Annotated in this window: 23 protein-coding genes; 1 reads left to right on the forward strand and 22 read right to left on the reverse strand. The window is 62.9% G+C overall.

All coding sequences use genetic code 11. The features are described 5' to 3' along the window. Nucleotides 1–29 precede the first annotated feature (29 nt). From IGS61_RS25570 to ndk, 4 genes are all read right to left on the reverse strand, one after another. Nucleotides 30–956: a helix-turn-helix domain-containing protein gene (locus IGS61_RS25570; protein WP_329958090.1), complete on the reverse strand. Its 927-nt coding sequence runs from the start codon at nucleotides 954–956 to the stop codon at nucleotides 30–32. Nucleotides 957–1023: 67 nt separating this feature from the next. Next, nucleotides 1024–1812, reverse strand: a complete 789-nt coding sequence (gene pilW / locus IGS61_RS25575) for a type IV pilus biogenesis/stability protein PilW (RefSeq protein WP_329958091.1) — start codon at nucleotides 1810–1812, stop codon at nucleotides 1024–1026. After that, nucleotides 1812–2987, reverse strand: a complete 1176-nt coding sequence (gene rlmN / locus IGS61_RS25580) for a 23S rRNA (adenine(2503)-C(2))-methyltransferase RlmN (protein ID WP_230542162.1) — start codon at nucleotides 2985–2987, stop codon at nucleotides 1812–1814. Before rlmN ends, pilW begins: the two co-directional genes overlap by 1 nt. A 124-nt stretch (nucleotides 2988–3111) precedes the next feature. Continuing rightward, the gene (ndk, locus tag IGS61_RS25585; RefSeq protein WP_070223377.1) at nucleotides 3112–3528 is read right to left on the reverse strand and encodes a nucleoside-diphosphate kinase; all 417 of its coding nucleotides are present in this window, start codon (nucleotides 3526–3528) and stop codon (nucleotides 3112–3114) included. Nucleotides 3529–3749: 221 nt separating this feature from the next. On the opposite strand from ndk, the gene IGS61_RS25590 reads away from it, so the two are divergent. Further along, nucleotides 3750–4436, forward strand: a complete 687-nt coding sequence (locus IGS61_RS25590) for a Bax inhibitor-1/YccA family protein (protein WP_034752039.1) — start codon at nucleotides 3750–3752, stop codon at nucleotides 4434–4436. Nucleotides 4437–4497: 61 nt separating this feature from the next. Here the strand turns inward: IGS61_RS25590 and IGS61_RS25595 are convergent, their stop codons facing one another. From IGS61_RS25595 to odhB, 18 genes are all read right to left on the reverse strand, one after another. Next, nucleotides 4498–5343: a LysR family transcriptional regulator gene (locus tag IGS61_RS25595; protein WP_230542163.1), complete on the reverse strand. Its 846-nt coding sequence runs from the start codon at nucleotides 5341–5343 to the stop codon at nucleotides 4498–4500. A 28-nt stretch (nucleotides 5344–5371) separates the two neighbouring features. After that, nucleotides 5372–6547, reverse strand: a complete 1176-nt coding sequence (cfa, locus tag IGS61_RS25600) for a cyclopropane fatty acyl phospholipid synthase (protein WP_230542164.1) — start codon at nucleotides 6545–6547, stop codon at nucleotides 5372–5374. A 269-nt stretch (nucleotides 6548–6816) separates the two neighbouring features. Further along, nucleotides 6817–7863, reverse strand: coding sequence for a cupin-like domain-containing protein (locus IGS61_RS25605; RefSeq protein WP_230542165.1), 1047 nt, complete (start codon nucleotides 7861–7863; stop codon nucleotides 6817–6819). An 87-nt stretch (nucleotides 7864–7950) separates the two neighbouring features. Beyond that, the gene (locus tag IGS61_RS25610; protein ID WP_268994064.1) at nucleotides 7951–9891 is read right to left on the reverse strand and encodes a glycosyl hydrolase family 18 protein; all 1941 of its coding nucleotides are present in this window, start codon (nucleotides 9889–9891) and stop codon (nucleotides 7951–7953) included. A gap of 399 nt (nucleotides 9892–10290) precedes the next feature. Then, entirely contained in the window at nucleotides 10291–11634 is a 1344-nt protein-coding gene (gene rlmD / locus IGS61_RS25615) for a 23S rRNA (uracil(1939)-C(5))-methyltransferase RlmD (RefSeq protein ID WP_230542166.1), read from the reverse strand. A gap of 133 nt (nucleotides 11635–11767) precedes the next feature. Then, nucleotides 11768–12799: an RNA polymerase sigma factor RpoS gene (gene rpoS / locus IGS61_RS25620; protein WP_077407335.1), complete on the reverse strand. Its 1032-nt coding sequence runs from the start codon at nucleotides 12797–12799 to the stop codon at nucleotides 11768–11770. An 8-nt stretch (nucleotides 12800–12807) separates the two neighbouring features. Then, nucleotides 12808–13722, reverse strand: coding sequence for a peptidoglycan DD-metalloendopeptidase family protein (locus IGS61_RS25625; RefSeq protein WP_230542208.1), 915 nt, complete (start codon nucleotides 13720–13722; stop codon nucleotides 12808–12810). A 42-nt stretch (nucleotides 13723–13764) separates the two neighbouring features. Continuing rightward, nucleotides 13765–14655 carry a protein-L-isoaspartate(D-aspartate) O-methyltransferase gene (locus tag IGS61_RS25630; protein ID WP_230542167.1) on the reverse strand — a complete coding sequence of 297 codons (891 nt, stop codon included), beginning with the start codon at nucleotides 14653–14655 and terminating at the stop codon, nucleotides 13765–13767. A 9-nt stretch (nucleotides 14656–14664) separates the two neighbouring features. Then, entirely contained in the window at nucleotides 14665–15402 is a 738-nt protein-coding gene (surE, locus tag IGS61_RS25635; protein WP_099762953.1) for a 5'/3'-nucleotidase SurE, read from the reverse strand. Between the two features lie 94 nt (nucleotides 15403–15496). Beyond that, nucleotides 15497–17950, reverse strand: a complete 2454-nt coding sequence (locus IGS61_RS25640) for a tetratricopeptide repeat protein (protein ID WP_230542168.1) — start codon at nucleotides 17948–17950, stop codon at nucleotides 15497–15499. A gap of 19 nt (nucleotides 17951–17969) precedes the next feature. Then, nucleotides 17970–18575, reverse strand: coding sequence for a toll/interleukin-1 receptor domain-containing protein (locus IGS61_RS25645; RefSeq protein ID WP_230542169.1), 606 nt, complete (start codon nucleotides 18573–18575; stop codon nucleotides 17970–17972). 270 nt (nucleotides 18576–18845) lie between these two features. Beyond that, nucleotides 18846–20882 (reverse strand): ATP-dependent DNA helicase, encoded by a 2037-nt coding sequence (locus IGS61_RS25650; RefSeq protein WP_442908106.1) that lies wholly within the window; start codon nucleotides 20880–20882, stop codon nucleotides 18846–18848. Nucleotides 20883–20943: 61 nt separating this feature from the next. Beyond that, nucleotides 20944–21144: a YdcH family protein gene (locus IGS61_RS25655; RefSeq protein WP_034752051.1), complete on the reverse strand. Its 201-nt coding sequence runs from the start codon at nucleotides 21142–21144 to the stop codon at nucleotides 20944–20946. Between the two features lie 138 nt (nucleotides 21145–21282). Continuing rightward, nucleotides 21283–22014 (reverse strand): hypothetical protein, encoded by a 732-nt coding sequence (locus IGS61_RS25660; protein WP_230542170.1) that lies wholly within the window; start codon nucleotides 22012–22014, stop codon nucleotides 21283–21285. A gap of 19 nt (nucleotides 22015–22033) precedes the next feature. Next, nucleotides 22034–23131, reverse strand: coding sequence for a cell division protein ZapE (zapE, locus tag IGS61_RS25665; protein WP_230542171.1), 1098 nt, complete (start codon nucleotides 23129–23131; stop codon nucleotides 22034–22036). A 70-nt stretch (nucleotides 23132–23201) separates the two neighbouring features. Continuing rightward, a complete protein-coding gene (gene lpdA / locus IGS61_RS25670) occupies nucleotides 23202–24632 on the reverse strand; it encodes a dihydrolipoyl dehydrogenase (RefSeq protein WP_230542172.1) in 1431 nt (476 codons plus the stop codon). Further along, the gene (locus IGS61_RS25675) at nucleotides 24622–25005 is read right to left on the reverse strand and encodes a PspC domain-containing protein (protein ID WP_230542173.1); all 384 of its coding nucleotides are present in this window, start codon (nucleotides 25003–25005) and stop codon (nucleotides 24622–24624) included. Before IGS61_RS25675 ends, lpdA begins: the two co-directional genes overlap by 11 nt. A 94-nt stretch (nucleotides 25006–25099) precedes the next feature. Next, nucleotides 25100–26356 (reverse strand): 2-oxoglutarate dehydrogenase complex dihydrolipoyllysine-residue succinyltransferase, encoded by a 1257-nt coding sequence (gene odhB, locus IGS61_RS25680; protein ID WP_230542174.1) that lies wholly within the window; start codon nucleotides 26354–26356, stop codon nucleotides 25100–25102. Nucleotides 26357–26422 lie beyond the last annotated feature (66 nt).

A 26422-nucleotide genomic window follows, 5' to 3' on the forward strand; every position in this document is an offset into this window, starting at 1 on the left:
TCAATACCTGATTGATGCTTGTTTGATAATTATTTAATGCTCACGCGCGAAATCGTACCGCCCGCCACGGTCGGCAAGTCCAGCTTGGCGCCGCGCAAAGTTGCCTGCACGACACCCGGCTTGCCCACCACCAAGGTGGCTGGGCCCGTGATATCGAATGTTTCCGTGCTGCCCGCCTTGACCATGCGCGAAATCAGCGGCGAAGCGCCGGGACGGCGGATCTCGACCCAGGAATCCTGCTCCACTTTCAGCACCAGCGCATTCGCGCCCACGGCAGGGGCGGCGGCGGCGGCGGGCGGCGTGACGGCGGCCGTCGCCGCTGGCGGCGTTGCCGGCGCAGCTGCTGGCGGCACGGCGGCGGCCGGCGCCGAAGCGGCGGCGGAGGCCGGTGCGCCCGTCTGCGTATCGTTGCCCGGCGGCGGCGGCACGGAAATCAGGGGTACGGATGGCGTCTGCACAGGCGTCAAATCCTGGCCCGGCTTGATCAGGGTCGTTTCCACGGGGCCCACGTCCGCATGCGCCGTTTCTTTCCCGGCCTGCGAGGACAGCAGGCTGGCCGGCACATAGCCGAGTTTATAGGCGCCAAAGGCGGCCGCCACGACGACGGCCACGGCGCCGGCAATCCAGAGGGGAGTCTGGTTCGACGAGCGCTGCGTCATCGACGGGAAGCGCGATTCCGAGAACGTGGCGGAAATCTCGCGCCGTACGGGCGCGGCCGGGTCTTGCGCCGGCGCCGGGTGGACTTCGATCATGGCCACCAGCGGCGCCGCGTCGAGACGCACCACCTTGGCATAGGCGCGCACGAAACCGCGCACCACGGCCACGTTCGGCAAGGCCGCCATGTCGCCCTCTTCCAGCGCGATCACCTGGCGCGGCGCCAGCTTGAGCTGGTCGGCCACCTGTTCCACGGGCCAGCCCAGCGCTTCGCGCTGCGCCTTTAATTGTGCACCTGCCAACGCAAGATTGCCCTGGGGCTGCTGCTGAGGCGTTTCTGCCCACTCTGAATTCATTGGTATCCCTGTCTCACTCATCAAACGCCCCATTTTGATAAGCAGCATATTCGGGGGAGGCGGAATGGTGGTTGCGCAAATGCGCCCCCAGGCCAGCTTCCGCACCCGCATCCCCGAGCTTATGCTGCACCTTGATCCCGAGCCACAGCACATCGGCCGTCTGGCTCTCCATTGTCGCTACTTTACCGAGCCGCTCAAGGTAATGAGCCGCTTGCCGGTAATCCTGCTGTTGGTAATACACGCGCACCAGGCCGGCATAGGTCATTGCCGCGCCAGGTGCGATGCGCTCCGCCTTGAGCCAGTAGCTGGCGGCGCGCGGGTAATCTTTCATGAGCAGGCTGCACGCGGCCGCATTATGCAGCGCAAGTTCAGGCGTGCCATAGGCGGCATCTTGCAATGCGGCATCAAAATACGCCAGCGACTGCGCCGCGTGCCCGGTCTGGCACAGAAACAGGCCATAATTATTGCTCAACTCGGGATTGTGGGGCGCGAGGCGCAATGCGTAAAGAAAATCTTTTTCAGCAGCCACAGGTTGACGCATGGCAGCAAAAATCAGGGCGCGCATGCCGCGCACCTGGGCATTGTCCGGCACCAGCTGCACCGCCTGCTCCGCTTCGGCCAACGCCACCGCAAACTGGTCTTGCATATAATAGGCGCTGGCCAGCTGCAAGCGCAAGGCGGCGCGCTGCTCGACAGAGGCAGCTTGCTCCTTGTCCACGGTGGAAGCACAGCCGGCCAGCAGCACGCCCAGGCTGACAACAGCCGCGGCAAGTACGCCAGGATAAGCCATGCTTCCCCGCATCAGGAGCGGATCTCCACGATCTTGCCGAAGTTGGCGCCAAATTTCTGTTGATACTCAGTCATCTTTTCCATGCGTTCCTGCACCCGCGTGCGGTCCTTGACTTCGCCGGCCAGCTGGCCGCAGGCCGCATCGATATCGTCGCCGCGCGTCTTGCGCACGGTGGTGATGATGCCGCCATCCATCAGCACCTGGGCAAACGCCTTGATGCGCGGGTTTTTCGAGCGGAACAGGCCCGACTCGGGGAAGGGATTGAACGGGATCAGGTTGAACTTGCAGTTCACGCCGAACTCGCGGTCTTGCACCAGCGCCAGCAGTTCGCGCGCGTGCTCGTCGCTGTCGTTGACGCCGTCGAGCATGCAGTATTCGAAGGTGATGAAATCGCGCGGGGCGAATTCCAGATAGCGTTTACAGGCCGCCATCAATTCCTTCAGCGGGTATTTCTTGTTCAGTGGAATCAGCCCGTCGCGCAAGGCATCGTTCGAGGCGTGCAGCGAGACGGCCAGGGCCACCGGCACTTCCTGCGACAGCTTGTCCATCATCGGCACCACGCCCGAGGTCGACAAGGTTACGCGGCGGCGCGACAGCCCGTAGGCGTTGTCGTCGAGCATCAATTTCAGGGCCGTGACGGTCGGCTCAAAGTTCAGCAGGGGCTCGCCCATGCCCATCATCACCACGTTGGTGATCTGGCGCTCGCCTTTCGGGCCTGGCTCAATGCCCTTGGTACGGCGCAATTCGAATTCCGCCATCCACAGCTGGCCGATGATTTCGCCAACGCGGAGGTTGCGGTTGAAGCCTTGCTTGCCCGTCGAGCAGAAGCGGCAATTCACGGCGCAGCCGGCCTGGGTCGAGATGCACAGGGTGCCGCGGTTTTCTTCCGGGATGAACACGGTTTCCACGGCATTGCCATTGCCCACGTCAACGAGCCACTTGCGCGTGCCGTCCGTCGACGTATGGTCGCTGATGATGGCCGGGGCGCGCACTTCGGCGCGCGTGGCCAGCTTGTCGCGCAGCGACTTGGCCAGATCCGTCATGGCGTCGAAATCGGAAGCGCCGAACTGGTGTATCCAACGTTGCAATTGTTTCGCACGAAACGGTTTCTCTCCCAACTCGGCGCAGTAGGCGATGAGTTGCGCGGGATCAAGGTCCAGCAAGTTGGTGAGGGTCGTCGTATTCATGATCTTGTCTATTCTAAAAATCCGTCCCCGCGCGCATCAGGGGCAAAGCACCACAGCGCAGCGGGAACAGGGGGTGATAAGTTATTTCACAGATAACGCCAGGAAATAACGTTATCTAAGGCAATTAAGCCTTCAGTTCTGGGAAGAAGTAAGCGATTTCCACTTTAGCAGCTTCGACAGCGTCGGAACCGTGTACGGCGTTGGCGTCGATCGAATCGGCGAAATCGGCGCGGATCGTGCCTTTTTCTGCTTTCTTCGGATCGGTCGCGCCCATCAGGTCACGGTGGGCCAGAACGGCGTTTTCGCCTTCCAGGGCTTGGATCATGACTGGACCGGAAACCATGAAGTCGACCAGATCCTTGAAGAAGCCGCGCTCTTTGTGCGCTGCGTAGAAACCTTCAGCTTGTTCGCGCGACAGTTGGGTCATGCGTGCTGCAACGATTTTCAGGCCAGCGTTTTCAAAACGGGTGTAGATTTGACCGATTACGTTTTTTGCAACTGCGTCTGGTTTGATGATCGACAGGGTGCGTTCGATTGCCATGTGTGAAAACTCCAATAAAAAGAAAGGTTTAAAACGGTAAATTGATAACTCAATCAACCTTTGATTTTACCATACTCCACCCCATATCACCCAGACAGGCAGGGGGCATCCTTCCCTGCCGCTTGAGTTTAATGAAATCTTAAGCTGCTTTTTTGGCAAATTCCGGCCCTCATGCTATCCTTGGGCAAAGCAGTAATTTGAATTGACAACACGGAGGCACTATGAATCAGAACATGCAACGCACCTTTGACCTGTCGGGGGGCATGCAGCAAGTCCGCCATCAGGTCTTGCGCAACACTTACTGGCTGCTGGCACTGTCCATGATACCGACCGTGCTGGGCGCCTTCATCGGCGTGCAGATGCACTTGCCGATGCTGACCGGCGGCATGGGCTTCATCATCTTCATGGCCGTCGCATTCGGTTTCATGTACGCGATCGAAAAAACCAAGAACTCGGGCCTGGGCGTTGCCGTCCTGCTGGGCTTTACCTTCTTCATGGGCCTGATGCTCACGCCTATCCTGACGCGCACGCTCGGCTACTCGAACGGCGGCATGCTGATCATGACGGCATTCGGCGGCACGGCCACCATCCTGGCCGTGATGGCGACGATCGCCACGGTGTCGAAGCGCGACTTCTCGGCCATGGGCAAATGGCTGTTCGCCGGCGTGATCGTGCTGATCCTGGCATCGGTGGCGAACATCTTCCTGGGCCTGTCGGCACTGTCGATCGTGATCTCCATGGTCGCCATCGCCATCTTCTCGGCCTACATCCTGTATGACGTGCAGCAAATCATCAACGGCGGCGAGACCAACTACATCTCGGCCACCCTGCGCATCTACCTGGACGTGTACAACATCTTCACCAGCCTGCTGTCACTTTTAGGTTTCGCTGGCGGCAGCCGCGACTAAGCGCTGCGATTGAAACAGCAAAAAGCCGACCCGCGGGTCGGCTTTTTTACGTCTGTTTAAACTACTTGATCTTCTCCGCCACCTCCAGCAGGCAGGCGCGGGCGCGGTCCAGGGTCGGGTTGTCGCGCTGGGCCGCATACACGGCATAGGCGGAATGCGAGAATTCGGGCGCGTCGCGCACGCGGTACAGCAAGCCCCCGTCGAGATAAGGCTGCGCGCTGCCGATACGAAAGTAACTGGCACCGCCCACTTCCAGCAGGTAGACGAGGGCCAGCGGCCCCAGCGAAATCGACACGGGCGGGCTGCTCAGCTCCGGATACGCCGCCTGGTGGTTGGCCGCAAAGCTGGGTCCCCAGTCCACGTACACGTACTTATCGGCAAGCATCTGCCCGTCCGCGCGCGTGGTCACCATCACCAGTTTTTCCTCGGCCAGCAACTCGCTGACGAGGCCCGGACGCTGCGGCGGGTTGTACAGCACGGCCAGATCCAGCGAGCCGTCGTGCACGGCGTCGAGCAGGCGCGCGGGGCTGTCGACTTCGGCGCGCAAGGCGATCTCGGGGCAGTCGCGGCTCATGCGTATCAACCAGTCGCCGAGCAGCGGCTGCCACAGGCTCAGCTCGCAGCCGATGCTGACGGCGTCGTCGCGCCCCGGCGGCAAGGCCACCTGGTGGCGCGCCCGCTCCCACACCTGCACCATGGTGGCAGCATGGCGCATGAAGCGTTCGCCGGCTGGCGTCAGGCGCGCGCCCGCCTTGTTGCGCACGAATAGCTGGCGCCCCAGCTGCTGCTCCAGCGTGCGGATGCGGGCGCTGACGGCCGTCTGCGTCACGTGCATGCGTTCGGCAGCCATGATGAAACTGCCGCAGGAAGCCACTTCCAGGAAGGTACGCGCTTGATTGATATCCATCAATCCATCATATCAGGTGCCGCACATCTCAACTCACGCGCTCGTAGCCACCGAGCACGCCCTGCTTCGACAACACCCATTGCCACAGCTGCAAGTCGCGCGCGCGGAAGGCGCCCGCGCACGACAGCAGATAATATGACCACATGCGGTGGAAGCGCTCGCCCAGCTGGGCGGCAAAGCGCGGCCACGCCTGTTCAACATTCGCATGCCAGGCCATCAGAGTCTTGTCGTAGTCGGCGCCGAAGTTATGCAAGTCTTCGGCGACAAACAGGTCGTCGATGGCGTCGCCGATCTGGCCGATAGACGGCAAGTCGCCATTCGGGAAGATGTATTTGTCGATCCACGGGTCGCACGTGGAATGGCGTTTATTTTTGCCGATCGTGTGCAGCAGGAACAGGCCGTCGTCCTCCAGGCAGCGGTGCGCCACTTCCATGAAGGTGCGGTGATTCTTGTGTCCCACGTGCTCGAACATGCCGATGCTGACGATGCGGTCAAATTTTTCATCGGTGTCGCGGTAATCCTGCAGGCGGAAATCCAGCTTTTCGCCGCCCGGCATGCCGCGCGCATACGCAACCTGCTCTTGCGAAATCGTCACGCCCACGCACTGCACCCCGTATTTCTCCGCCGCATAGCGCATGAAACTGCCCCAGCCGCAGCCGATGTCGAGCACGCGCATGCCTGGCTCCAGGCGCAGCTTGCGGCAGACCAGATCGAGCTTGGCTTCCTGCGCCTCGGCCAGATTATTCGCATCCTTCCAGTAGCCGCACGTATACGTCATGCGCGGATCGAGCATGGCCGCATAGAAGGCGTTGCCCAGGTCGTAATGCTCCTTGCCCACCATCCACGCGCGGCGCTCCGTCTGCAGGTTGAACAGGCGCGCATACAGCGCGTGGAAGGCCAGGCGCATGGGGCGCACGTCGTCGGCCACGCGGGCGCGCAGCAGATGGCAAAAGAATTCATCGAGCTGCTGCGCATCCCAGTCGCCATCCATGTAGGCTTCACCGAGGCCCAGGTTGCCGCGGGCAAAAGCCCGCTCGGGCACGCCCGGCTTGCGCAACTGCATGTCCCAGGCGGCGCGGCCATTCAGGCGGATGTCGGCGCGGGCCAGCAATTGCGCCGCTTCGCGGGTGAGGCGCGTGTCGCGCTGGAGTTCAGTATTACTTGCCGGTGCTTGCTGTAACTGTGTCATTTGCTGCGTGTTCATGCCCTGCCGCCTCCAGATGGTTGTCGGTGCCGGCGCGCGCCGACAAGTCCACTCAGAGGCCCGGCGGCACACCAGCCATCAAATTATCCGCCCGCCATGACCATCTGGATAATGAAACATCATGGCCATTCATATCAAAATAATTGCTGCAAAATGATTTCAATCAATTATTTTATGGAAATATCTTATACAAGAAGCGCACCGTAGCATGAAAAAAGCCGCCTGTTCGGCGGCCATTCCCTGCGCGTTCGAGGCAATCCGGATGACGATCAAAAGTCGTGATTCGGTGGATACTTGCTGTAAAAATCGTTATCCCATTTGAAGTTGGTAAACGCCACCGTCATCGATACATCGAGCGCTTCGACGAAATGCCAGCAGCCGACGGGCAGGAACAGGATCTCGCCCGGCGCCAGCACGCATTCGCGCACCTGCACGTCGGCCATCAGCGGATAGCGCCGCACATCGATGTCGCGTCCGTCGACGGGCGTAAAACAGTGGCGCTGGTTGTACACGCGCGCCACTTCGCAGGCGGCCATGATGCGCAGGCGCTTGCGCCCCTTGACTTGCGCCATGAAATTGTTCGTCAGGTCGTGGTGGAACGGCGTCACCGTGCCGGCCGGGCCAAACCATAAAAAACCCGTCGGGCCGCCACTCTGCTCCAGATACTCGGGCAGCTGGCCGATATCGTCCCACAGCTCGCGCAAGGCTTGCCGGTTCTGCGAATTGTTATTCGCCGTCATATAGAAATCATTGGTCGCGCCGCTGTTCTCGACCAGGCTGGCGTACTCGCCGAACGCCATCTTGCGCTTGTGGGCCACGCTGTTCATTTCATACTGGGCGTCCGCTTCGCGGCCGAACTGCACTTCCACTTCGCGCTGCGCGTAATGTTCGCGGAAATACGCCGGACTCCATTTACTCAAGGCGGGCCAGTCGTCCAGCATGCCCGTGATGATGACGGGCTGGTTGGTCGAATAGTATTCGTCGAGGAATTCCTGCGCGGAAAGCCTCTCGCGGCGCGGTATCTCGGGCGGGCGCAGCTGGTTCAGCTTGCGCTGGATGTCGATCACCCAATCGCGCTTGGCCAGGCGGTTCGACAGGCGCACGGCGCCGGCCAGGTAGGGACTCTGCAGCGCCAGCTCCACTTCGCGGCGCGCCAGGGGCTCGGCGATGCCGGCCTGCTGCAGCACCGGCATCAGCGCCGACGGGTGGCTGCCCAGCATGAGGTTTTCCGCGATCCAGCCGCGCCACTCGCGGCTCAGTTCCTGTTCCTGCTGCAGCTCGTGCTGCTTGACTCCGAATGCCGATACCGCCGCCATCGCCCGCCTCCTGTGTTGTGTGTGACCAAACGCGACTAAACGGCCGGACAGCATGGCTATCCGGCCGCGTCTTACGCTACATCAACATTACCGCACTTTCCACACCTCGGTCGCCAGCACGCCATTCGCGTCGCCATCGAGTTCCCACGAGAACGCGCCGCGCAAGCCCTGGTCCTTGACGTATTTCACCTTGGTGCCGATGACGGTCGGATCGTCATAGCTCCACCACTGGCCGCCCGCACCCGTGTACAGGTACAGCTGCTTGGTCACGGGGTGGTAGTAGCGCGTGCCGGACTTGGCGACGAGGATTTTATAGTCCTCGATGCCCGACTCGTAGGTGCCCGGCGCCGTGCCCGTGGCCGCCTGATACAGGCCATCGCCGTTCGGACCCGGCGCCACGCCCGTCCAGCCGCGGCCATAGAACGGTATGCCCAGCAGCAGCTTGTCGCGCGGCACGCCGGCGGCAATCATGTACTGCACCGCCTTGTCGCCCACATATTCGCGCGCCATGCCCGTCGACGGATCGGCAGGGTCGGCATACAGCTGGGCGTTGAAGTTGGTGCTGTTTTCCCAGCCGCCGTGGAAGTCGTACGTCATCAGGTTGATCCAGTCCATGTACTGCGAGTACAGGGCCGGTTCCGTGTTGTCGATCTTGTCCTTGCCGGCACCGACGGCGGCCGTCAACAGGTAGCGCTTGCCGTTGGCGGCGCCCAGCGCATCGAGCTGGCTGCGGAATTCCGCCATCAGCAAGGTGAAGTTGCGCTTGTCGTTGGGGCTGACCGTGTTGTACGGCTGGCCGCCGCCGACCGGGTATTCCCAGTCGATGTCGATACCGTCAAAGATGTTGGCCGCCGCACCCGCGCCGCCGCGACCGCCCTGCACCGGCAAATTGCCCTTGATGTAGATATCGATACACGAGCGCACCATCTGCTTGCGCAACGCATCGGTGGCAGAACCGACGGAGAAGTTCTTCGACCAGCTCCAGCCGCCCAGCGAGATGAACAATTTCAGGTTCGGGTGCGCCGCCTTGAGCTTTTTCAACTGCAGGAAGTTGCCCGACAATGGAGCATCCCACGGAATGGCCTGGCCATCGACGGTGCGCTTCGGCGTGCGGATGTAGTCGGCTTCGGCATCGCCGCCCGTGCCCGCGTCCGGCGAATTCGGATTCGTCGCACCCGGCTCCGTCTTGGTGATCATGCCGCATTCGTAGCCGCCGTTTTTCGGATAGATATTACCGAAGGCATAGTTGATGAAGGTCAACTTATCGGCCACGCCGCTGGAATGCACGTTCGCCACTTCGTAATCGCGGCCATACACGCCCCATTGGGCGAAATAGGAACCGACTTCGCGGCCGGTCGGCGTTGGCGTTGGTGTCGGGGTAGGTGTCGGCGTTGGTGTCGGGGTAGGTGTCGGTGTTGGAGTAGGCGTTGGCGTTGGGGTAGGTGTCGGCGTTGGGGTAGGCGTCGGCGTCGGCGTGGTGCTGCATATCTCCAGGCTGGTCCATGGCTTGCCCGTGCCGGCGGCACCGCTGCTGGTCGACGGGTTGTCGCCCTGCGTCCAGTAGTTGGCGCGGTAATTCGTGCCCGCATAGCTGACGGTGGCGCCCGCGCTGTAGGCCGTGCCGGCCACCCACGCCAGTGCGCACGTGCCGCCGGTTGGCGTCGGCGTCGGGGTAGGCGTCGGGTTCGGCGTTGGCGCCGGAGTCGGTGTGGGCGTCGGGGTTGGCGTCGGAGTAGGTGTTGGTGTCGGCGTGGTGCCGCCGTCGCAGGTTCCGCCGGCACTCCACAGGCTCGGCGTGGCAACGGGATTCCAGCCCGAGCCCACGTGATCGGTCTGCGTCACCAGGGCCGTGTAGTTGGCGCCCAGGTAAGTAACCACCGTGCCGGCGTTATACGTGCCGCCCTCCTGCCACGGCACGCAAGCGACCACCGTGCTGGCCGCCAGCAATTGCGAGCCAGCCGGTGCGCTGGCATCGCCGCCACCGCCGCAAGCCGCCAGCACGCCACCACTGGCCAGACATACCATCATGTTCCTGATTGTTTTTTTGAGTATTAAATTTTCCACGCTGTCTCCTGTTCAGGTTTGCGGAAATACCACTCTGCGTCAATAAAAAGCTACCCTGTGATCTTGTTTTTTTGCAGTTGCAAGAACAGCATGCTGCTGAAAAAATAGGCGGTCAAGTGGTTTTGAAGTGGCCTCAAAGTGAGCAATACCACTTTGTGCAGAAAGCGCAGCGGCTTATGCGAACGGCGTGTTGTCCTACTGGACAATGAAAAAAACGGCAGAGGGAGGATGAAAAAAGACGCTGGATCGGGAAAAGACAGACCAGTTTTTTAATACACTGTAAGTGGTATTGCGCTTGCTTGCTACGCCGTTGAATACGGCAGCGGCGGGTGCCTGCCTGGCCACCCGCCGCGTCAGACAGACTTACTGAGGTAAATCAAATACCGCCATCGACTCGACGTGCGACGTATGCGGGAACATGTTCACCACGCCCGCCTTGCTCAATACATAACCCGCTTCCAGCGCCAGGATGCCGGCGTCGCGCGCCAGGGTGGACGGACTGCACGACACGTACACAATGCGCTTGGGCAGCAGGTCGGGACGCACTTGCGACAGGCCGACCAGCGCCTGGCACAGGGCCATGGCGCCATCGCGCGGCGGGTCGACGAGGATACGGTCGAACTTGCCCAGCGCGATCAGGTCATCCGTCGTGACTTCGAACAGGTTGCGCGTCGAGAACGAGGTTTTTTCCGCCAGGCCATTGGCCAGCGCGTTTTCCAGCGCCCGCTCCGTCAGGGTCGTGCTGCCTTCGATGCCCACCACTGCGCTGCCTTGCGTGGCCAGCGGCAAAGTAAAATTGCCCAGGCCGCAGAACAGGTCGGCTACACGGTCCGTCGGCTGCACTTCCAGCAGGCGCAGGGCTTTAGATACGAGCACGCGGTTGATGTGGTGGTTCACTTGCGTAAAATCAACAGGCTTGAACGGCATCTTGACGCCGAATTCTGGCAGCAGATAATGCAATTGCTTGTCCAGCGGGTAGAACGGCACGGCCGTTTCCGGACCCTTCACCTGCAGCCACCATTGCACGCCGTACTCGTCGGCAAAAGCCTTCAGTTTCGTTTCGTCATCCGCCGTCAACGGCGCCATGATGCGCAAGACCATGGCCGTGACGTCTTCGCCCACGGCCAGCTCGATCTGCGGCATCTGGTCGAAGATGGACAGCGAAGCAATCAATCCGCGCAGCGGCAGCAGCATGGCGGAGATGTGCGGCGGCAAGATTTCGCAGCTATCCATGTCGGCAACAAACGCCGATTTCTTTTCATGGAAGCCCACCAGCACGGCATCCTTCTTCTTGACGTGGCGCACGGACAGGCGCGCGCGGTAGCGGTAGCCCCAGGTCGGGCCATACATGGGGCGCATGATGCTTTGCGGACGTACCTTACCGATATGCCACAGGTTGTCTTCCAGCACGCGCTGCTTGATGGCCACCTGGGCCGACGGCTCCAGGTGCTGCATGGAGCAGCCGCCGCAGTTGTCGAAATGCTTGCACTTGGGCGTCACGCGCATCGATGACTCGCGGTGCAGCGCCGTCATGCGGGCCATTTCCCAGTTTTTCTTCTTCTTGAACGTCACAAAGCTGACGCGCTCGCCCGGCAACGCGCCTTCGACAAACACGACCTTGCCCGGCGAGCCGTCTTCGTTCTCAATATGGCCAACGCCACGGGCGTCCATGTCGAGCGATTTGATTTCGATGATATTTTCTTGCATAGCGATCAATAGGTAAGAGTGGGCCAGGACGCAGGGCCGCGCTGGAACTTGCAAACAATGGGGGAAAGGTCAGGCGCCGCGAGCGGGGCGTATGATAGCAGATGCGGCCCCGGAAATACCGGGACCGGGCGTCCTAGAGCAGAGAGTCGCGCACGACGCCGCGCGCCGCCATGGCCCGTTTGAGCTTGATCAAGGCTTCCTGCTGGATCTGGCGTACTCTTTCGCGCGTGACGCCCATTTCCTCGGCCAGGGTTTCCAGGGTGGCGGGATCGTCATTGTCGAGGCCGAAGCGGCGCATGATCACCACGCGCTGCTTGTCGGGCAGCTTGGTCAGCCAGTCGCGCACCAGCACCGTCATTTCATGGTGTTCCGCGCGCGCGTCGGGGCTGTCTTCGCTGGCGCCCGGCAGCATGTCCATCAAGGACGATTGCGGGTCGTTGTCGAGCGGCGCGTCGAGCGAAGTAGCGTGTTCGGACAGGGCCAGGATATCCTGCACCTCTTCCACGGGACGGCCCACCAGGTGGGCGATGTCTTCCGCGGTGGCATCCTTGCCATCGTGGTGCTGGGCTTCCAGGTGGTACTTGCCGCGCAGAATTTGATTCAGTTCGCGCACCATGTGCACGGGCAGGCGCACCGTGCGCGCCTGGTTCATGATGGCGCGCTCGATGCTCTGGCGTATCCACCAGGTCGCATAGGTAGAAAAACGGAAACCGCGCTCGGGTTCGAACTTGTCGATGGCGCGCATCAGGCCGATGTTGCCCTCCTCGATCATGTCGAGCAAGACCACGCCGCGGTTGATGTAATGCTTGGCGATCGACACGACCAGGCGCAGGTTATGCTCGATCATGGTTTGCCGGGCTTCGAAGTTGCCCTGCTTGGCCAGGGTGGCGTAATGCACCTCTTGCGCCGCCGTCAGCAGGGGCCGCGTGCCGATCTGGTTCAGGTAGTGCTGCGTGGTATCGGTCGACAGCTCGGCCGCCAGCACTTTTTTCAGTTCATCGACACTTTCGACCAGCACGCTGACGCTGGCCACTTCGCCGCCCTCGCCCGCGTCGACGGCGTCAATGCCGTCGAGTTCGCCGGCATCGTCCGTCACGACTTCGTCTGCTCCGTCTTCCGGCAGTTCCGGGTCATCGTCCAGCTGGTCGTGCGGCGCGTGTGTCATTGCTTTACCTAACGGTTAGGCAGGAATTTCGAAGGGTCGACAGGCTTGCCCTGCTGGCGGATTTCAAAGTGCAGCTTCACGCGGTCGGCATCGGAATCGCCCATTTCGGCGATGGCCTGGCCTTTGTTGACGTTCTGCCCTTCCTTCACCAGGATGCTGCGGTTATGCGCATACGCCGACAATAAACTATTACTGTGCTTCACGATGACAAGATTACCATAACCACGGATTCCGCTCCCGGCATACATGACTTTTCCCGCGCCGGCGGCCACCACTTGCTGGCCCGCCTTGCCGGCGATATCGACGCCCTTGTTCTTGCCTTCGTCGAAAGTGCCGATGACCTTGCCTTCGGAAGGCCACATCCAGCTGATCTTCTCGTCGCCAGGCGCCGATGCCGCAGGGGCTGCCGCGGCGGCCGGTGCAGTGGTGACGGCCGGGGCCGGCGCTGGCGCGGGTTTGACGTCGCCGTTGCCGCCATCGGCGCGCAGCTCGGCCAGGGTGGCGTCGGAATACGCGCGCTTCTCGCCGCGCGGGCCCGTTTTCTTCGGCACGGCAGGTGCGGCCGGCTTGACTTCCGTCACCGGCGGCATGACGATGGCCGACGTCTGCGCGCCGCCCGTATCGCCATTCGGCGGCAGCACGCGCAGCACCTGGTCGACCTTGATGTCGTTCGGGTTGCTCAAGTCATTCCAGGCCACCAGGTCGCGGTAATTCTGGCCATGTTCGAGGGCAATGCGCAACAGGGTGTCGCCGCGCTTGACCGTGTAATAGGCTGGGTCGCGGTCGCGCGGATCGCTGGCGGCGGCGCTGCTGCCCGATGGATGGCGCTCGACGACGGGTGCCTGGACGCCCGTCGTGCCGCAGCCGCTCAACAGCGCGGCCAAGGTGATGCTACATAGAAGTATGTTACTTTTCTTAATCATTCGCATGTAATTGTATGTCCTGCTTGCTAGCTGATCCGGGGATCATATGGTGCCCGGGCGCAAAGGCACGAAATGGCAATCTTCCAGGGTTTGGCTAGTCCATTCCATTTTCCCCACCCGGGTAATGAGTTGTAAGTGTTGCAATTTAGCCCCCACCGGCGCAACCAGACGCCCGCCGGGCGCCAGCTGTTCCAGCAGGGCTTGCGGGACTTCCAGGCCGGCTGCGGCAAGGATGATCCCGTCGAAGGGCGCCGCCTGCGGCAGGCCAAGCATACCATCTCCGTACTGCAAGCGCAGATTCGACACGCGCAGCGGGCGCAGATTGGCCTTCGCCAGCTCGTGCAGGGGCCGGATGCGCTCGATCGAATACACCTCTTTCGCCACCAGCGACAGCACCGCCGCCTGGTAGCCGCAGCCCGTGCCGATTTCCAGCACGCGCTGCAAGCTGCCGCCCTGGCGCATCACTTCGATCATGCGCGCCACGATGTACGGCTGCGAAATGGTCTGGTGGTGGCCGATGGGCAAGGAGGCGTCGATATACGCCTGCGACGCCAGCGCCTCGTCCATGAACATGTGGCGCGGCACGGCCTGCATGGCGTCGAGCACCAGCTGATCCTTGACGCCCTGTTTCGCGATGCGCGCCACCATGGCACGGCGCACGGCCTCCGAGACGAGGGGATTTTGCCGCGGCGGCGGCACCACCGCCGGCTGCGCCCGCTCATTGGCGATGGCTTGCGCGCGCGACGGCGCGATGGGCGCCGTTGCGCCATGGTGCGGCGCCCCGCCCCGCGCCGCGTTCTGAGCCGCATTCTGCGTGGCCGTCTGCGGCGTGGCAATGCGCGACTGGGCCAGCGACTGGCCCCCGCCCTGCCTGGCGGGCTTGCCGGCCAGCGAATCGAGGGTAAGGGGGAAGGTACGCGGCTTGTCAGTCATAGTGGGCGGTCATGCCAGGCCTTTTGCCAGTGCATCGAGTTGGGTGGTATGGGTCAGGTCGATCTGCAGCGGCGTGATCGATACTTGTCCATGTTCAACGGCGTAAAAGTCCGTGCCGGGACCGCCTTCCTTGGCAGCGCCGGCGGGGCCGATCCAGAAGATTTCACGGCCACGGGGATCGAGCGCGCGGATCACGGGTTCGGCCGAGTGGCGCTTGCCCAGGCGCGTGGCCGCCATGCCTTGCAACTGCTCGTAAGGGATAGCGGGTATGTTCACATTCAGCAAATACGGTTTCTGCAGGGCGTCGAACTGGCGCTCGACGATTTCCCTGGCCACGCGGGCGGCCGCGTCCAGGTTGGCCCAGCCAAACTGCGACTGGGAAAAGGCGATGGCGGGAATGCCGAACAGATAGCCTTCCGTGGCGGCGGCCACCGTGCCCGAATACAGGGTGTCGTCACCCATGTTGGGGCCGTTGTTGATGCCGGACACCACCAGGTCGGGGCGCTCGATGAGCATGCCCGTCAGCGCCACGTGCACGCAGTCGGTGGGCGTGCCGTTGACAAAATAAAAACCGTTGGCGGCCTTGTGCACGGACAAAGGCCGGTCCAGCGACAGCGAATTGGATGCGCCCGAGCGGTTGCTGTCGGGCGCCACCACGACGATCTCCGCAATGGGTGCGAGCGCGTCAGCCAGTGCCGCCAGGCCTGGCGCCAGGTAACCGTCGTCGTTACTGATAAGAATTCTCATAACGAGATTTTACCTGAAGCAATGCCAACACTGCGCGTGCCGCACGCCGATAGACAGCATTATTTGTGCCGCCGCGCTGACATGGCGCAAGGCGTCAGCGCTGCTCGGTGCGTGCCTCGGACAGCGCCCCCTCCAGCGCCTGCACTTCATCCTCTTGCAAGGCCAGCAAGGCATTCAAATCTCCTTGCAATTTGTACATTCTTTTCAGCTGCGCCATGCCGCGCCTGCGCAGCTTGCCCGGCACGCCCGGGCGAAGCAGGCAAGACTTCAAATGTTCGGCCAGTTCGCCCGCCTGCGCATACTGTTCACGCTCTATCATGCCTTGCAACATCGCGATCATGCTGGCCAGCGTATCCGGCTCGGCCCCTTCGTGCCCGTTGGCACGGCCGGCCAGGATGGTTTCCTGCAAATGCCGCGCGCCGTCGAGCACGCTATCCGCATGCCCCGTGACGGGGGCGTTCAACAGCCGGTCGCTGCCGCTGAGCACGGCGTCTTCCAGCAGGCGCGCCGCCTCGCTGTCGCCCTGCTGCTGCAAGGTGCCGGCCAGTTGCGTCTTGCTGTGCAAGGTATCGAGGTGGTCTTCGCCCAGCAGGCGCGCGTGCACTTCCAGCACCTGTTCCTGCACGCTGCGCGCCGCATCGAGTTCGCCGCGCCGCAGCAGCGCTTCGGCCAGCTTGCGCTGGCTCATCAGGGTTTCCGGATGGTCGAGTCCATGCGTGCGCTCGCGCGCCGCCACCTGGTCTTCGTGCAACTGGCGCGCGCCGGCCCAGTCGCCCTGCCCCGCCACGATATCGGCCAGCAAGTCGCGCGTGGCCAGGGTGGCCGCATGGTCGCTGCCCAGGCGCCGCTCCTGCGCCTGCAGGACGGCAGCGAGCAGGCGCCGCGCGCCGTCCAGGTCGCCTTCGCGCCCCAGCGCCTGCGCCAGGGCCAGCTTGCTGCGCAAGGTATCGCCATGCTCGGCGCCAAACAGGCGCTCGCGCGCCGCCACCACCGTGGCCAGCACTTGCCGCGCCTGCGCCAGCCGGCCCATGCGCAGCAAGGTGGCGGCGCGCCCATTCATCGCTTCCAGGGTCAGCGGATGCTCGCCGCCCAACTGGCGCACGTAGGCGGCCAGCACGGCATCCTGCAGCAGCAGCGCCGTCGCCAGCTCGCCCTGCAGCAACAGGGTTTGCGCCAGGCAAGCTCTGGCTGCCAGGGTATCGGGATGTTCGCCGCCCAGCACGCGCTCGCGCACGTCGACCACGTCTTCTTCCAGGAAACGGGCTTCCTCGAGCTTGCCCAGCTGGCGCAGCAGGCGCGCCATGCCGCTCTTGCACGCCAGGCTGTCGGGATGCTCCTCGCCCAGCAGGCGCACGCGGATCTCGACGCTCTGGCGAAAGGCCTCGAGCGCCTGCGCGCTGCGGCCGTCCTTGCGATACAGTTCGCCCAGGCGCGCCAGGTCGCGTGCCAGCGGCAGCGCCACGGCGCGGGCCGGCTCGGCCAGCAAGGCCTGGCGCGCTTCGCCGATGGCGCCCAGCAAGGCGATTTCGCGGCCCGATTGCCACGGAAAGTAGCCGCCCGTCATCCAGTGCAGGAAGGCTTCGAAGGTGCGCGTGAGGGAAAAGCGGTCGCCGCCCTGGTCGATGCGCACGGCCAGCTGCTCGCCATAGGCAAAGGTTTTCGTCTGCTGCAGCTGGACTTCGTCAAAATAGCTGTCGAGGGAGATTTGCGGCAAGCCGTAGGAAGTGCGCAGCAGGCGCTCGAACATGGGCTGGAAGCCGGCGATGCCCTTGTGCGCGTCGCCGCGGCGCCACTCGGCCCGCTGCGCGCCGTCGCCCATTTCTATGCGCGAGGGCAAGGGATACACGAGCAGCGGACGCTGTTCGTCCTCATGGCTGCGGCGGTATTCGATGGCCCGCGTGACGAGCGCATCGACGCCTTCCAGGCTTTGCCGGTTCGGCGTGAAGACCACTACCAGCTTTTTCGGCAGCAAGGTGGTGCAGATGCCGGCGCTGTCCGTGCGCCCCGTGCGCGAATCGACCAGCACGTAGCGGAAGTGCTGGGCCAGGGTATCGGCAAAGCAGCGGAACAGGGCCGGGCAGGTATCGAACAGCTGGTCCCAGCGCATCTGCGCCAGGCGCTCGCTGTAGCTGGCGTCGAAGCGCCCCGCGCGCATCAGGTACAGGGGACTGCCCTGGTCGACGCGCACCACGTACTGCTGCCAGTCGATGGCGTCGAGCACGCGCTGGGCCAGCGCCGCATCGTCGCGGCCTGCGCCCTGCCCGCCGCCGCCTTCCAGGCTGAAGCGTTCTAGCTGCTGGCGGCAGGCCTCGAAGAATTCCAGTACGCCCGGACGCTCCTCGTGCTGCTCGAAATAATGGTGCAGGCCCGGCGCCTCCATGTCCCAGTCCAGCATCAGCACGGGCACGCTGGCGTTTTCGCGGCGCGCCAGCAAAACGGCGATGTTCGACAGGGCCATGGTGCGGCCGGTACCGCCCTTGTAGGAATAGAAGGTGACGACTTCGCCAGGGGCGCTCAAAGGTGGCAGGGAGAGGCGTTGGCATTCCATGACTGTACCTTTTACGTGATTAACGTGGAAAGTGGGGAGGCGGAATGGTGCGCCATTCCGGTGGAATGGCGGGCAACACGAAACGGCTGCAATCGTGGCCGGGCGGTGTTGACCGCTTGAGCAAGTGGTAATGCGTGGCGATGCGCTGCACGATGCGTTCGATGTCGGGCAGGTATTGCGGATTCGATTTCAGGTCGCCGCTGGCCAGGGTGTAGCCGGAGAAATCGACGTACAGCCCCGACTCCGTGATTTGCGGCGGCAAACCGTCCGGATGGCGTGTCATGATGATGGGGATGATCAGGTGACTGGGCAGCTCATACCAGGCGCGCCGCTCCTGCTCGATTAGTTGCATGGCGGCAAATTCGCGCCGCGTGTAGCCGTGCGCTTCATATTTCGGCGTGTACAGCACGATCATGCAGACGCTCTGGCACATGGCGCGCGCCACGCGCAGGTCGATATCGTCGCCGCCCCCCAGTTGCTCGCTGTCGATGAACAACACTTCCTCGCGATCGAGGTGCGGCTCCAGATAGCACGCCAGCGCCTCGATCAGGTCATTCTTGAACTTGTTCATGAACGCATATTGGCCGTGTGCATAGCTCAAGAAACAGCCGTAGCGGATCTCCATGGCATCCCCCTGTTCCCCGTGCGGCCCTGCCATCGCCGCGCCTTCATCCTGCAAGGCATGAGTTCACTGTAGACCGCCCGGCAACAACCCTGTTTGCGCTGGCGCAAAGATGTGTCTGGCGTCCTGGACATGAAGGAAAAAGCCAGAAACTGGCGCGATCGCGCCCATTCCTGGCATGCCAGGCGCGCAGGCAGGCGCCGCGCGAAAAACGCTACTCGCCTGATAACAAAGGGAAATATGCCGACGCGCGGATGGCGCCGGCTGGGTGGACTAGATGCCCTTGGCGGGCAGGTTGCGGAAGAACTCGACCACTTCGGCGGTATCGCGCGTGCGCTTGAACGGCGGCAGGCTTTGCCAGATGCGCTTGCCGTACGGCTTGGAAATGAGACGGGGATCGCAGATCATCAGCACGCCGCGGTCGCCCTCGTCGCGGATCAGCCGTCCGGCGCCCTGCTTCAGGTTGATGATGGCTTCCGGCAGCGAGTGGTGCATGAAGCCGTTCTTGCCCTGCTTTTCCATCACTTCGATGCGCGCGGCCAATACCGGATCGTCGGGCGGCGCGAACGGCAGCTTGTCGATGATGACGAGGGACAGCGCATCGCCGCGCACGTCGACGCCTTCCCAGAAGCTCTGGCTGCCGATCAGCACGCCGTTGCCGGCGGCGCGGAACTGGTCGAGCAATTCCGTGCGGCCCTTTTCTCCCTGCACGAACAGGGGGAAGTTCAGGCCGCGCTGCCTGAATTCGTCGGCCAGGCGCTCGGCCGCCCGCTTGACGGCGCGCAAGGTGGTGCACAGGAAGAAGGTGCGCCCGCCCGCCGCCTCGATGATGGGCAGGGCGCAGTCGATGACGGCGTCCGTGTAGCCCAGCGAGTTCGGCTGCGGCAGATTTTGCGGCACGAACAGCAAGCCCTGCTGGCCATAGTCGAACGGGCTCGGCCACGTGTGCGACGGTTCGCCCGTCAAGCCCATCTGTTCGGAAAAATGCTTGAAATCGTTTTTCACGGCCAGGGTGGCGGACGTGAAGATCCAGCTGCGCGGCGTGCCTTCGCGCTGGTTGTTGAAGATCGGCGCGATCGACAATGGCGTTTTATGCAATTGCAGGGAGCTGGAAAACGCTTCCACCCAGAACACGGCTTCTTCGCCGGCCGCCACTTTGGCTTTCGGATCGAACTTCCAGCCGCTCAGCTGCTGCGCCAGTTCGACGCCGCGCACGCGGCACTGTTCCAGGGTTTCCGCCCGCTCCGCCTGGGTTTCCAAGACGGCCACCATGCCGTCGAGCTCATCCTTGAGGGTGTCGAGCGCGGGGAAGAAATCGCTGGACGGGGCGATCTGCGGCAAGGACAGGCGCACGATATCCTGCGGGAACGTCAGGCGCAGGTCGCGCGCCGCCTTTTCCACCACCGTGACCGTCTTGGCCCAGTCGATGCCGCGCGCATGCGCGAGGCCCTCGGCCAGCACGTCGCGGCACAGTTCCAGGATTTGCGAGGTGGACACTGTGTTGCCAAAGAACAAGGTGGCCGTATCGGGCAGCTGATGTGCCTCATCGAAGATGATGGTATTGGCCGACGGCAGCAATTCCGCCACGCCCGTGTCCTTCAGGGCCACGTCGGCAAAGAATAGATGATGGTTGACCACCACCACGTCGGCCTGCTGGGCTTCCTTGCGGGCCTTCATCACGAAGCAATCCTGGTAATACTGGCATTCGGCGCCCATGCAGGTGTCGCGCGTGGACGTCACCAGATTCCAGATCATGGCGTTTTCCGGCACCTTGGCCAGTTCCGCCTTGTCGCCCGAGCTCGTCATCTTGATGAAGCGCGAGATTTCGCGCAGGTGGCCCACGTCGTCGCGCGACGTCATGCGGCCGTTCTGCAAGGTGCGTTCCAGGTGATAGTGGCAAACGTAGTTCGAGCGGCCTTTCAGCAAGGCGACGGAGACAGGCGCCTGCAGCGCGGCGCGCACGGTGGGGATATCGCGCAGGAACAATTGATCCTGCAAGTTCTTCGTGCCGGTGGAAACAATGGTCTTGCCGCCCCACATCAGGGCCGGCACCAGGTAGGCAAACGTTTTACCTGTGCCCGTGCCCGCCTCGGCGATCAGGGTCGTCTGGCTGTCGATGGCGCTGGCGATGGCCTTGGCCATTTCCGTTTGCGAACGGCGCGGCTTGTAGCTGCCCACGGCCGGACCGAGCGGGCCGCCGGCGCCGAACAGGCGCTCGATGTCGGCATCGTGCTTGCCAGGCGCCGCCTGCGGTTCGGCTGGCAGACTGGCTTGCGGATCGGCAGGCTGGCCATCTGGGTTTACTGGCAATAAATTGTGATCGGTCAAAATATACTTAGGTGAAGACTGGACTGGACGCTACTGGCGCCCCTCAGGCGGGAACGTCGGGCACCAACTGCATTTTCAGCAAGGTGATGTGATCCTTCAATTGCAATTTGCGCTTTTTCAGGCGGCGCAGTTGCAGCTCGTCATGGTGGCCATCGAGTATCAGCAACTCGATGACGGCATCGAGGTCGCGGTGTTCCACGTTGAGTTCAATCAGGCGCCGCTCTATTTGCTGTGCATCGCTCATGTGTTGCGTTCCAGGCAGTGTTGGTAACAGTGTTGGGAAACCGGCGCGCGCAGCATACGCAGGCAGCCATGGTGCATAGTTTAACCTGCCGCGCGCGTTAGGGCACGCCATTTCCGGCATGCCCCATGCGCGGCGGCGTTATTTGGCCGGCGGCACGGGCACTGGAACAGGGACAGCAGCGGCCGGCGTGCCGGCAGCCTCCGCGGCGGCCTTGGCAGCCTTGGCCTGCGCTTCGGCCTGGCGCTCGGCCAGCCGTTGCGCCACTCTTTGCTGGCGTGCCACGGCGTCAGCCTGTTTTTTCGCATACGCCGCTTCGCGGGCCGCGCGGCGCGGCGCGTCGGCGGCATCGGCGGCAGCCTGTTTCGCCACCTTCGCCGCTTGCGCAGCTTCGCGCTCGGCAACGCTCTTGCCTTCCGGCTTGGGCGGCGCCGGCTCGGGCGTGACCACTTTCACGGGCTTGGGCGGAGCCGCGGCCCGCTGCTCGGCGTCCAGGCGCGCATCTTCCTGGGTCCGGGCCAGGTCGATATCGCGCAGGCGCACGGATTCGGCGCGCTTGAAGTAATTCGCTTCCGCTTCGACGGCGCGCAGGCGCACGAGGATCAGGCGGCGCTTTTCCTTGGCCTTGTCCAGGCAATTGTTCACGAAGAACTTGTCGTAGCACTCCAGTTCGCGCGCGGCGAACTCGTTTTCCGCGGCCTCGCGCTCGCTGGCGACCTGCTTCAGCTTGGCGTCCGCTTCGTCCACCGACAAGGTGGCGGGCACCTGCGGTACACCGACCTCATCCAACGCGGCACCGCCCTGGTGCGCGCAGCCGGATAATGCCAGGACCAGGCCCAGCGCCGCACCCAGCTTGTATAGTGTATTTGCCATCATCTTCCTTATCCCTGCCTCAAACGATCGCGTCGGCCGCGCCGCGCTGTTCTTTTTCCATGTATTCGCGCGATTGCATCTCGATGATACGCGAAACGGTGCGGTGAAACTCGTTGGCCAGCGTGCCGTTCGTGTACAGCTGCTCGGGCGCCACTTCGGCCGACATGATCAGCTTGACTTTCTGATCATAAAACACGTCGATCAGCCAGGTAAAGCGGCGCGCTTCGGACGACTGCGCCGCCGACATGGCCGGTATCCCGGACAATATCACCGTATGGAAGCGGCTGGCGATTTCCAGGTAATCATTTTGCGAGCGGGGCCCGCCGCACAGGGTGGCGAAATCGAACCAGATGATGCCGCCGGCGCGGCGCAGGCAATGGATTTCGCGGCTCTCGATGCGGATGCGCGCATCTTCGTCGGCCGTCTCGGCGATGCGCGTGTAGGCGTCGCGCAGGGAGCGGTCCGTGTCCGCACCGAGCGGGGTATAGTAACTTTCCACCTGTTCCAGGGCGCGGCCGCGGTAATCGACGCCGGCGTCGACGTTCATCACGTCGAGCTTGTCCTTCAGCAGCGCGATGGTCGGCAGCATGCGGTCGCGGTGCAGGCCGTCCGGATACAGCAGGTCGGGGTCGTAATTCGAGGTCATGATGAAGGACACGCCATTGGCGAACAGGGCCGACAGCAGGTTGTACAGGATCATCGCGTCGGCGATGTCGGAGACGTGGAATTCATCGAAACAGATGAGGCGGTATTTCTTGGCGATGCGCTTGGCCACCTCGTCGAGCGGGTCGGCCACGCCTTTCAATTCGTCGAGCTGCTGGTGCACGCCGCGCATGAATTCGTGGAAGTGCAATCGCGTCTTGCGCACCAGGGGCACGACCGAATAAAAGCTGTCCATCAGGAACGATTTGCCGCGCCCTACCCCGCCCCACATGTACACGCCTTTCGGCACGGCGGGACGGTTGATCAGGCGCTTGAAGGTGCTCGAACGCTGGCCCTTGTAAGCCACCCACTCGTCATAGCACAGCTGCAGGCGGTCGACCGCGCGCCGCTGGGCGGCATCGGCCTTGAAATCACGCTTCTGCAGCGCGTGCTGGTAAAACTCTTCTACGTTCATGGGATTCGCTTTAACGCACAAGGGCGCCGGCGGAAAAAATCCGCGAGCGCCCCTGCTGGACTAACTACAATTAAAAGTTCAACGTACGCTTGTCAACCGCCAGTGCCGCTTCCTTGGTCGCTTCCGACAGGGATGGGTGAGCGTGGCAGATGCGCGCGATGTCTTCGGCCGAAGCCTTGAATTCCATCGCCACGACGGCTTCGGAAATCAGTTCGGAGGCCATCGGGCCGACGATGTGCACGCCGAGGATTTCATCGGTGGTCGCATCGGCCAGGAATTTCACCATGCCCGAGGTGTCGCCCAGCGCGCGCGCACGGCCGTTGGCCATGAACGGGAAGGTACCGGCCTTGTAGGCGATGCCTTCGGCCTTCAGGGTTTGCTCGGTCTTGCCGACCCACGCGATTTCCGGCGAGGTGTAGATCACCCAAGGAATCGTGTTGAAGTTGGTGTGGCCATGCTGGCCGGCGATACGCTCGGCCACGGCAACGCCTTCTTCTTCGGCCTTGTGCGCCAGCATCGGGCCACGCACGACGTCGCCCACCGCCCACACGTTCGGCAGGTTGGTCTTGCAGTCGCCGTCGACGGCGATGAAGCCGCGCTCGTCCAGCTGCAGGCCGACCTTGTCGGCGCCCAGGCCGTTCGTGTTCGGCGTGCGGCCGATCGAGATGATGAGCTTGTCGAACACGGCTTTTTGCGCTTCGCCCTTGGCGTCCACGAATTCCACGGTGACGTCTTTCTTGCCTGGCGTGATCGCACCGATCTTGCAACCGAGGTTGATCTTCAAGCCTTGCTTGGTGAACAGCTTCGACGCTTCCTTGGCGATCTGCTCGTCGACGGCGCCCAGGAAGACCGGCAGGCCTTCCAGCACGGTGACGTCGGAACCCAGGCGGCGCCAGACGCTGCCCATTTCCAGGCCGATCACGCCGGCGCCGATGACGCCCAGCTTGGCGGGTACGGCGTCGATGGCCAGTGCGCCCGTGTTCGACAGGATCAGTTTCTCGTCGAAAGGTGCGCCCGGCAGTTCGCGCGCGTTCGAACCCGTGGCGATGACCACGTGCTTGGCGCTCAGGGTTTCGTTGGCTTCGCCCGTCACGCTGATGTCATACGTGCCAGCGGCGGCGGCAGCGAAAGCGGCGCGGCCGTGGAAGAAGGCGATCTTGTTCTTCTTGAACAGGTACAGGATGCCGTCGTTGTTTTGCTTGACGACGGTGTCCTTGCGCTTGAGCATCTGGCCCAGGTTCAGCTTCAGGCCGGCGACGTCGATGCCGTGCTCGGCGAAGCTGTGGCCCGCGTGTTCGAAATGCTCGGACGATTGCAGCAGTGCTTTCGACGGGATGCAGCCGACGTTGGTGCAGGTACCGCCAGGCGCGGCGCCGCCCTTGGCGTTCGACCACTCGTCGACGCAAGCGACGGAAAAGCCCAGCTGCGCTGCGCGGATGGCGGCGATGTAGCCGCCAGGGCCCGCACCGATGACAACTACGTCAAATTGTTTAGTACTCATGTTTTGTTATTCCAATCTCTTCGTCTGGTACGAAAATCCACAATAGAAGGTAAATCACCACGCCAAAGCCGAAGGTCAATGTAAACAGGACGAAGACGAGGCGCCAGATCCACGCTTCCATGCCGGAAGCGCGGCCCAGGCCGCCGCACACACCGCCGAACCAGCGGTCGTTGCGCGAACGGCGCAGGCGGTTGAATTCCTGCACCAGGTCGTTCGCCGGGCCGGAGCCGGCAGCGGCGCCGGACGCGTTGTCCGGCTTGTCCAGGTTGATATTGCTCAAGAGCTTGGCTTTCGCTTGCGCGAATTCCGCGTCGCTCAGGGCGCCCGCCAGGTGCAACTCGTGCAGACGCTTGATTTCTTCAGAGACGTTCATGGGAATCCTCTTTCATTGAGATCAGCCAGCTGCGTCTTCTGGCAAGGGGTATCAGCTACATTGCCCCGGCGGCTAAGCCGGGGGACTACAGTGCTTACAGGTCCAGCAGCAGGCGTGCAGGATCTTCCAGCGCTTCTTTCATCGCCACCAGGCCCAGGACGGCTTCGCGGCCGTCGATGATGCGGTGGTCGTAGGACATGGCCAGGTAGTTCATCGGACGCACCACGATCTGGCCGTTTTCCACGACAGCGCGGTCCTTGGTCGCATGCACGCCCAGGATCGCCGATTGCGGCGGGTTGATGATCGGGGTCGACAGCATGGAGCCGAAGGTGCCGCCGTTCGAGATCGAGAACGTGCCGCCCGTCAGGTCGTCCAGGGTCAGCTTGCCTTCCTTGGCTTTCGCGCCGAATTCACCGATTTTTTTCTCGATGTCGGCGATCGACAGCTGGTCCGCGTTGCGGATGATAGGCACGACCAGGCCGCGTGGCGAACCGACAGCGATGCCGATGTCGAAGTAGCCGTGGTAGACGATGTCGTTGCCGTCAACGGAAGCGTTGATGATCGGGTACTTTTTCAGGGCAGCGACGGCGGCCTTGACGAAGAAGGACATGAAGCCCAGCTTGACGCCGTGCTCTTTCTCGAACTTGTCCTTGTACTTGTTGCGCAGGTCGATGACCGGCTGCATGTTCACTTCATTGAACGTGGTCAGGATGGCGTTCGTCGATTGCGATTGCAGCAGGCGCTCGGCGATACGTGCGCGCAGGCGGCTCATCGGCACGCGCTCTTCAGGGCGGTCGCCCAGGCTGGCGGCCGACGGCGTGGCAACTTGCTGCAGCGCTGGCTTGGCAGCGGCTGGCGCCAGTGGCGCGACAGCTGGCTTGGCGGAAGCGGCCAGGGCGTCGCCCTTGGTCACGCGGCCGTCTTTGCCCGAACCGGCGACGTCGCCAGCGGACAGGCCTTTTTCGGACAGGATCTTGGCGGCGGCAGGCATGGCGACATCGCCTTTGGTCGCAGCGGCTGGCGCGGACGCGGTAGCGGCGTCTTGTGCGGCGGCAGCCAGGGCTGGTGCAGGCACGGCGGACACTTCCATCGGGCTGACCTTGGCCGAGCCGTCGGTGTCGATGATGGCGATGACTTCGCCGGCGACGACGGTGGCGCCGTCAGCCTTGATGATTTGAACGATCACGCCGGCGGCGGGCGCCGGCAGTTCCAGCACTACTTTGTCGGTTTCGATATCGATCATGTTTTCGTCGCGCGCAACTGCTTCGCCGACTTTCTTGTGCCATGCCAGCAGGGTCGCTTCCGCAACCGATTCCGACAACTGGGGAACTTTGACTTCGATTTGTGCCATGTAAAACTCCGTTTATTTTGTTATTGCGGCGCCGACCCTGCGTAGCAAGGACGGCGCTCCGTCATC

It is taken from the genome of Janthinobacterium sp. FW305-129 (genome assembly GCF_020858115.1).
Taxonomy (GTDB): domain Bacteria; phylum Pseudomonadota; class Gammaproteobacteria; order Burkholderiales; family Burkholderiaceae_D; genus Janthinobacterium.

Bases quoted from the DNA above. Each gene is read 5' to 3' on its own strand.
- pilW (WP_329958091.1), bottom strand. From the start codon at position 1,812: ATGCGGGGAAGCATGGCTTATCCTGGCGTACTTGCCGCGGCTGTTGTC.
- rlmN (WP_230542162.1), bottom strand. From the start codon at position 2,987: ATGAATACGACGACCCTCACCAACTTGCTGGACCTTGATCCCGCGCAA.
- ndk (WP_070223377.1), bottom strand. From the start codon at position 3,528: ATGGCAATCGAACGCACCCTGTCGATCATCAAACCAGACGCAGTTGCA.
- IGS61_RS25590 (WP_034752039.1), top strand. From the start codon at position 3,750: ATGAATCAGAACATGCAACGCACCTTTGACCTGTCGGGGGGCATGCAG.
- IGS61_RS25595 (WP_230542163.1), bottom strand. From the start codon at position 5,343: ATGGATATCAATCAAGCGCGTACCTTCCTGGAAGTGGCTTCCTGCGGC.
- cfa (WP_230542164.1), bottom strand. From the start codon at position 6,547: ATGAACACGCAGCAAATGACACAGTTACAGCAAGCACCGGCAAGTAAT.
- IGS61_RS25605 (WP_230542165.1), bottom strand. From the start codon at position 7,863: ATGGCGGCGGTATCGGCATTCGGAGTCAAGCAGCACGAGCTGCAGCAG.
- IGS61_RS25610 (WP_268994064.1), bottom strand. From the start codon at position 9,891: ATGATGGTATGTCTGGCCAGTGGTGGCGTGCTGGCGGCTTGCGGCGGT.
- rlmD (WP_230542166.1), bottom strand. From the start codon at position 11,634: ATGCAAGAAAATATCATCGAAATCAAATCGCTCGACATGGACGCCCGT.
- rpoS (WP_077407335.1), bottom strand. From the start codon at position 12,799: ATGACACACGCGCCGCACGACCAGCTGGACGATGACCCGGAACTGCCG.
- IGS61_RS25625 (WP_230542208.1), bottom strand. From the start codon at position 13,722: ATGATTAAGAAAAGTAACATACTTCTATGTAGCATCACCTTGGCCGCG.
- IGS61_RS25630 (WP_230542167.1), bottom strand. From the start codon at position 14,655: ATGACTGACAAGCCGCGTACCTTCCCCCTTACCCTCGATTCGCTGGCC.
- surE (WP_099762953.1), bottom strand. From the start codon at position 15,402: ATGAGAATTCTTATCAGTAACGACGACGGTTACCTGGCGCCAGGCCTG.
- IGS61_RS25640 (WP_230542168.1), bottom strand. From the start codon at position 17,950: ATGGAATGCCAACGCCTCTCCCTGCCACCTTTGAGCGCCCCTGGCGAA.
- IGS61_RS25645 (WP_230542169.1), bottom strand. From the start codon at position 18,575: ATGGAGATCCGCTACGGCTGTTTCTTGAGCTATGCACACGGCCAATAT.
- IGS61_RS25655 (WP_034752051.1), bottom strand. From the start codon at position 21,144: ATGAGCGATGCACAGCAAATAGAGCGGCGCCTGATTGAACTCAACGTG.
- IGS61_RS25660 (WP_230542170.1), bottom strand. From the start codon at position 22,014: ATGGCAAATACACTATACAAGCTGGGTGCGGCGCTGGGCCTGGTCCTG.
- zapE (WP_230542171.1), bottom strand. From the start codon at position 23,131: ATGAACGTAGAAGAGTTTTACCAGCACGCGCTGCAGAAGCGTGATTTC.
- lpdA (WP_230542172.1), bottom strand. From the start codon at position 24,632: ATGAGTACTAAACAATTTGACGTAGTTGTCATCGGTGCGGGCCCTGGC.
- IGS61_RS25675 (WP_230542173.1), bottom strand. From the start codon at position 25,005: ATGAACGTCTCTGAAGAAATCAAGCGTCTGCACGAGTTGCACCTGGCG.
- odhB (WP_230542174.1), bottom strand. From the start codon at position 26,356: ATGGCACAAATCGAAGTCAAAGTTCCCCAGTTGTCGGAATCGGTTGCG.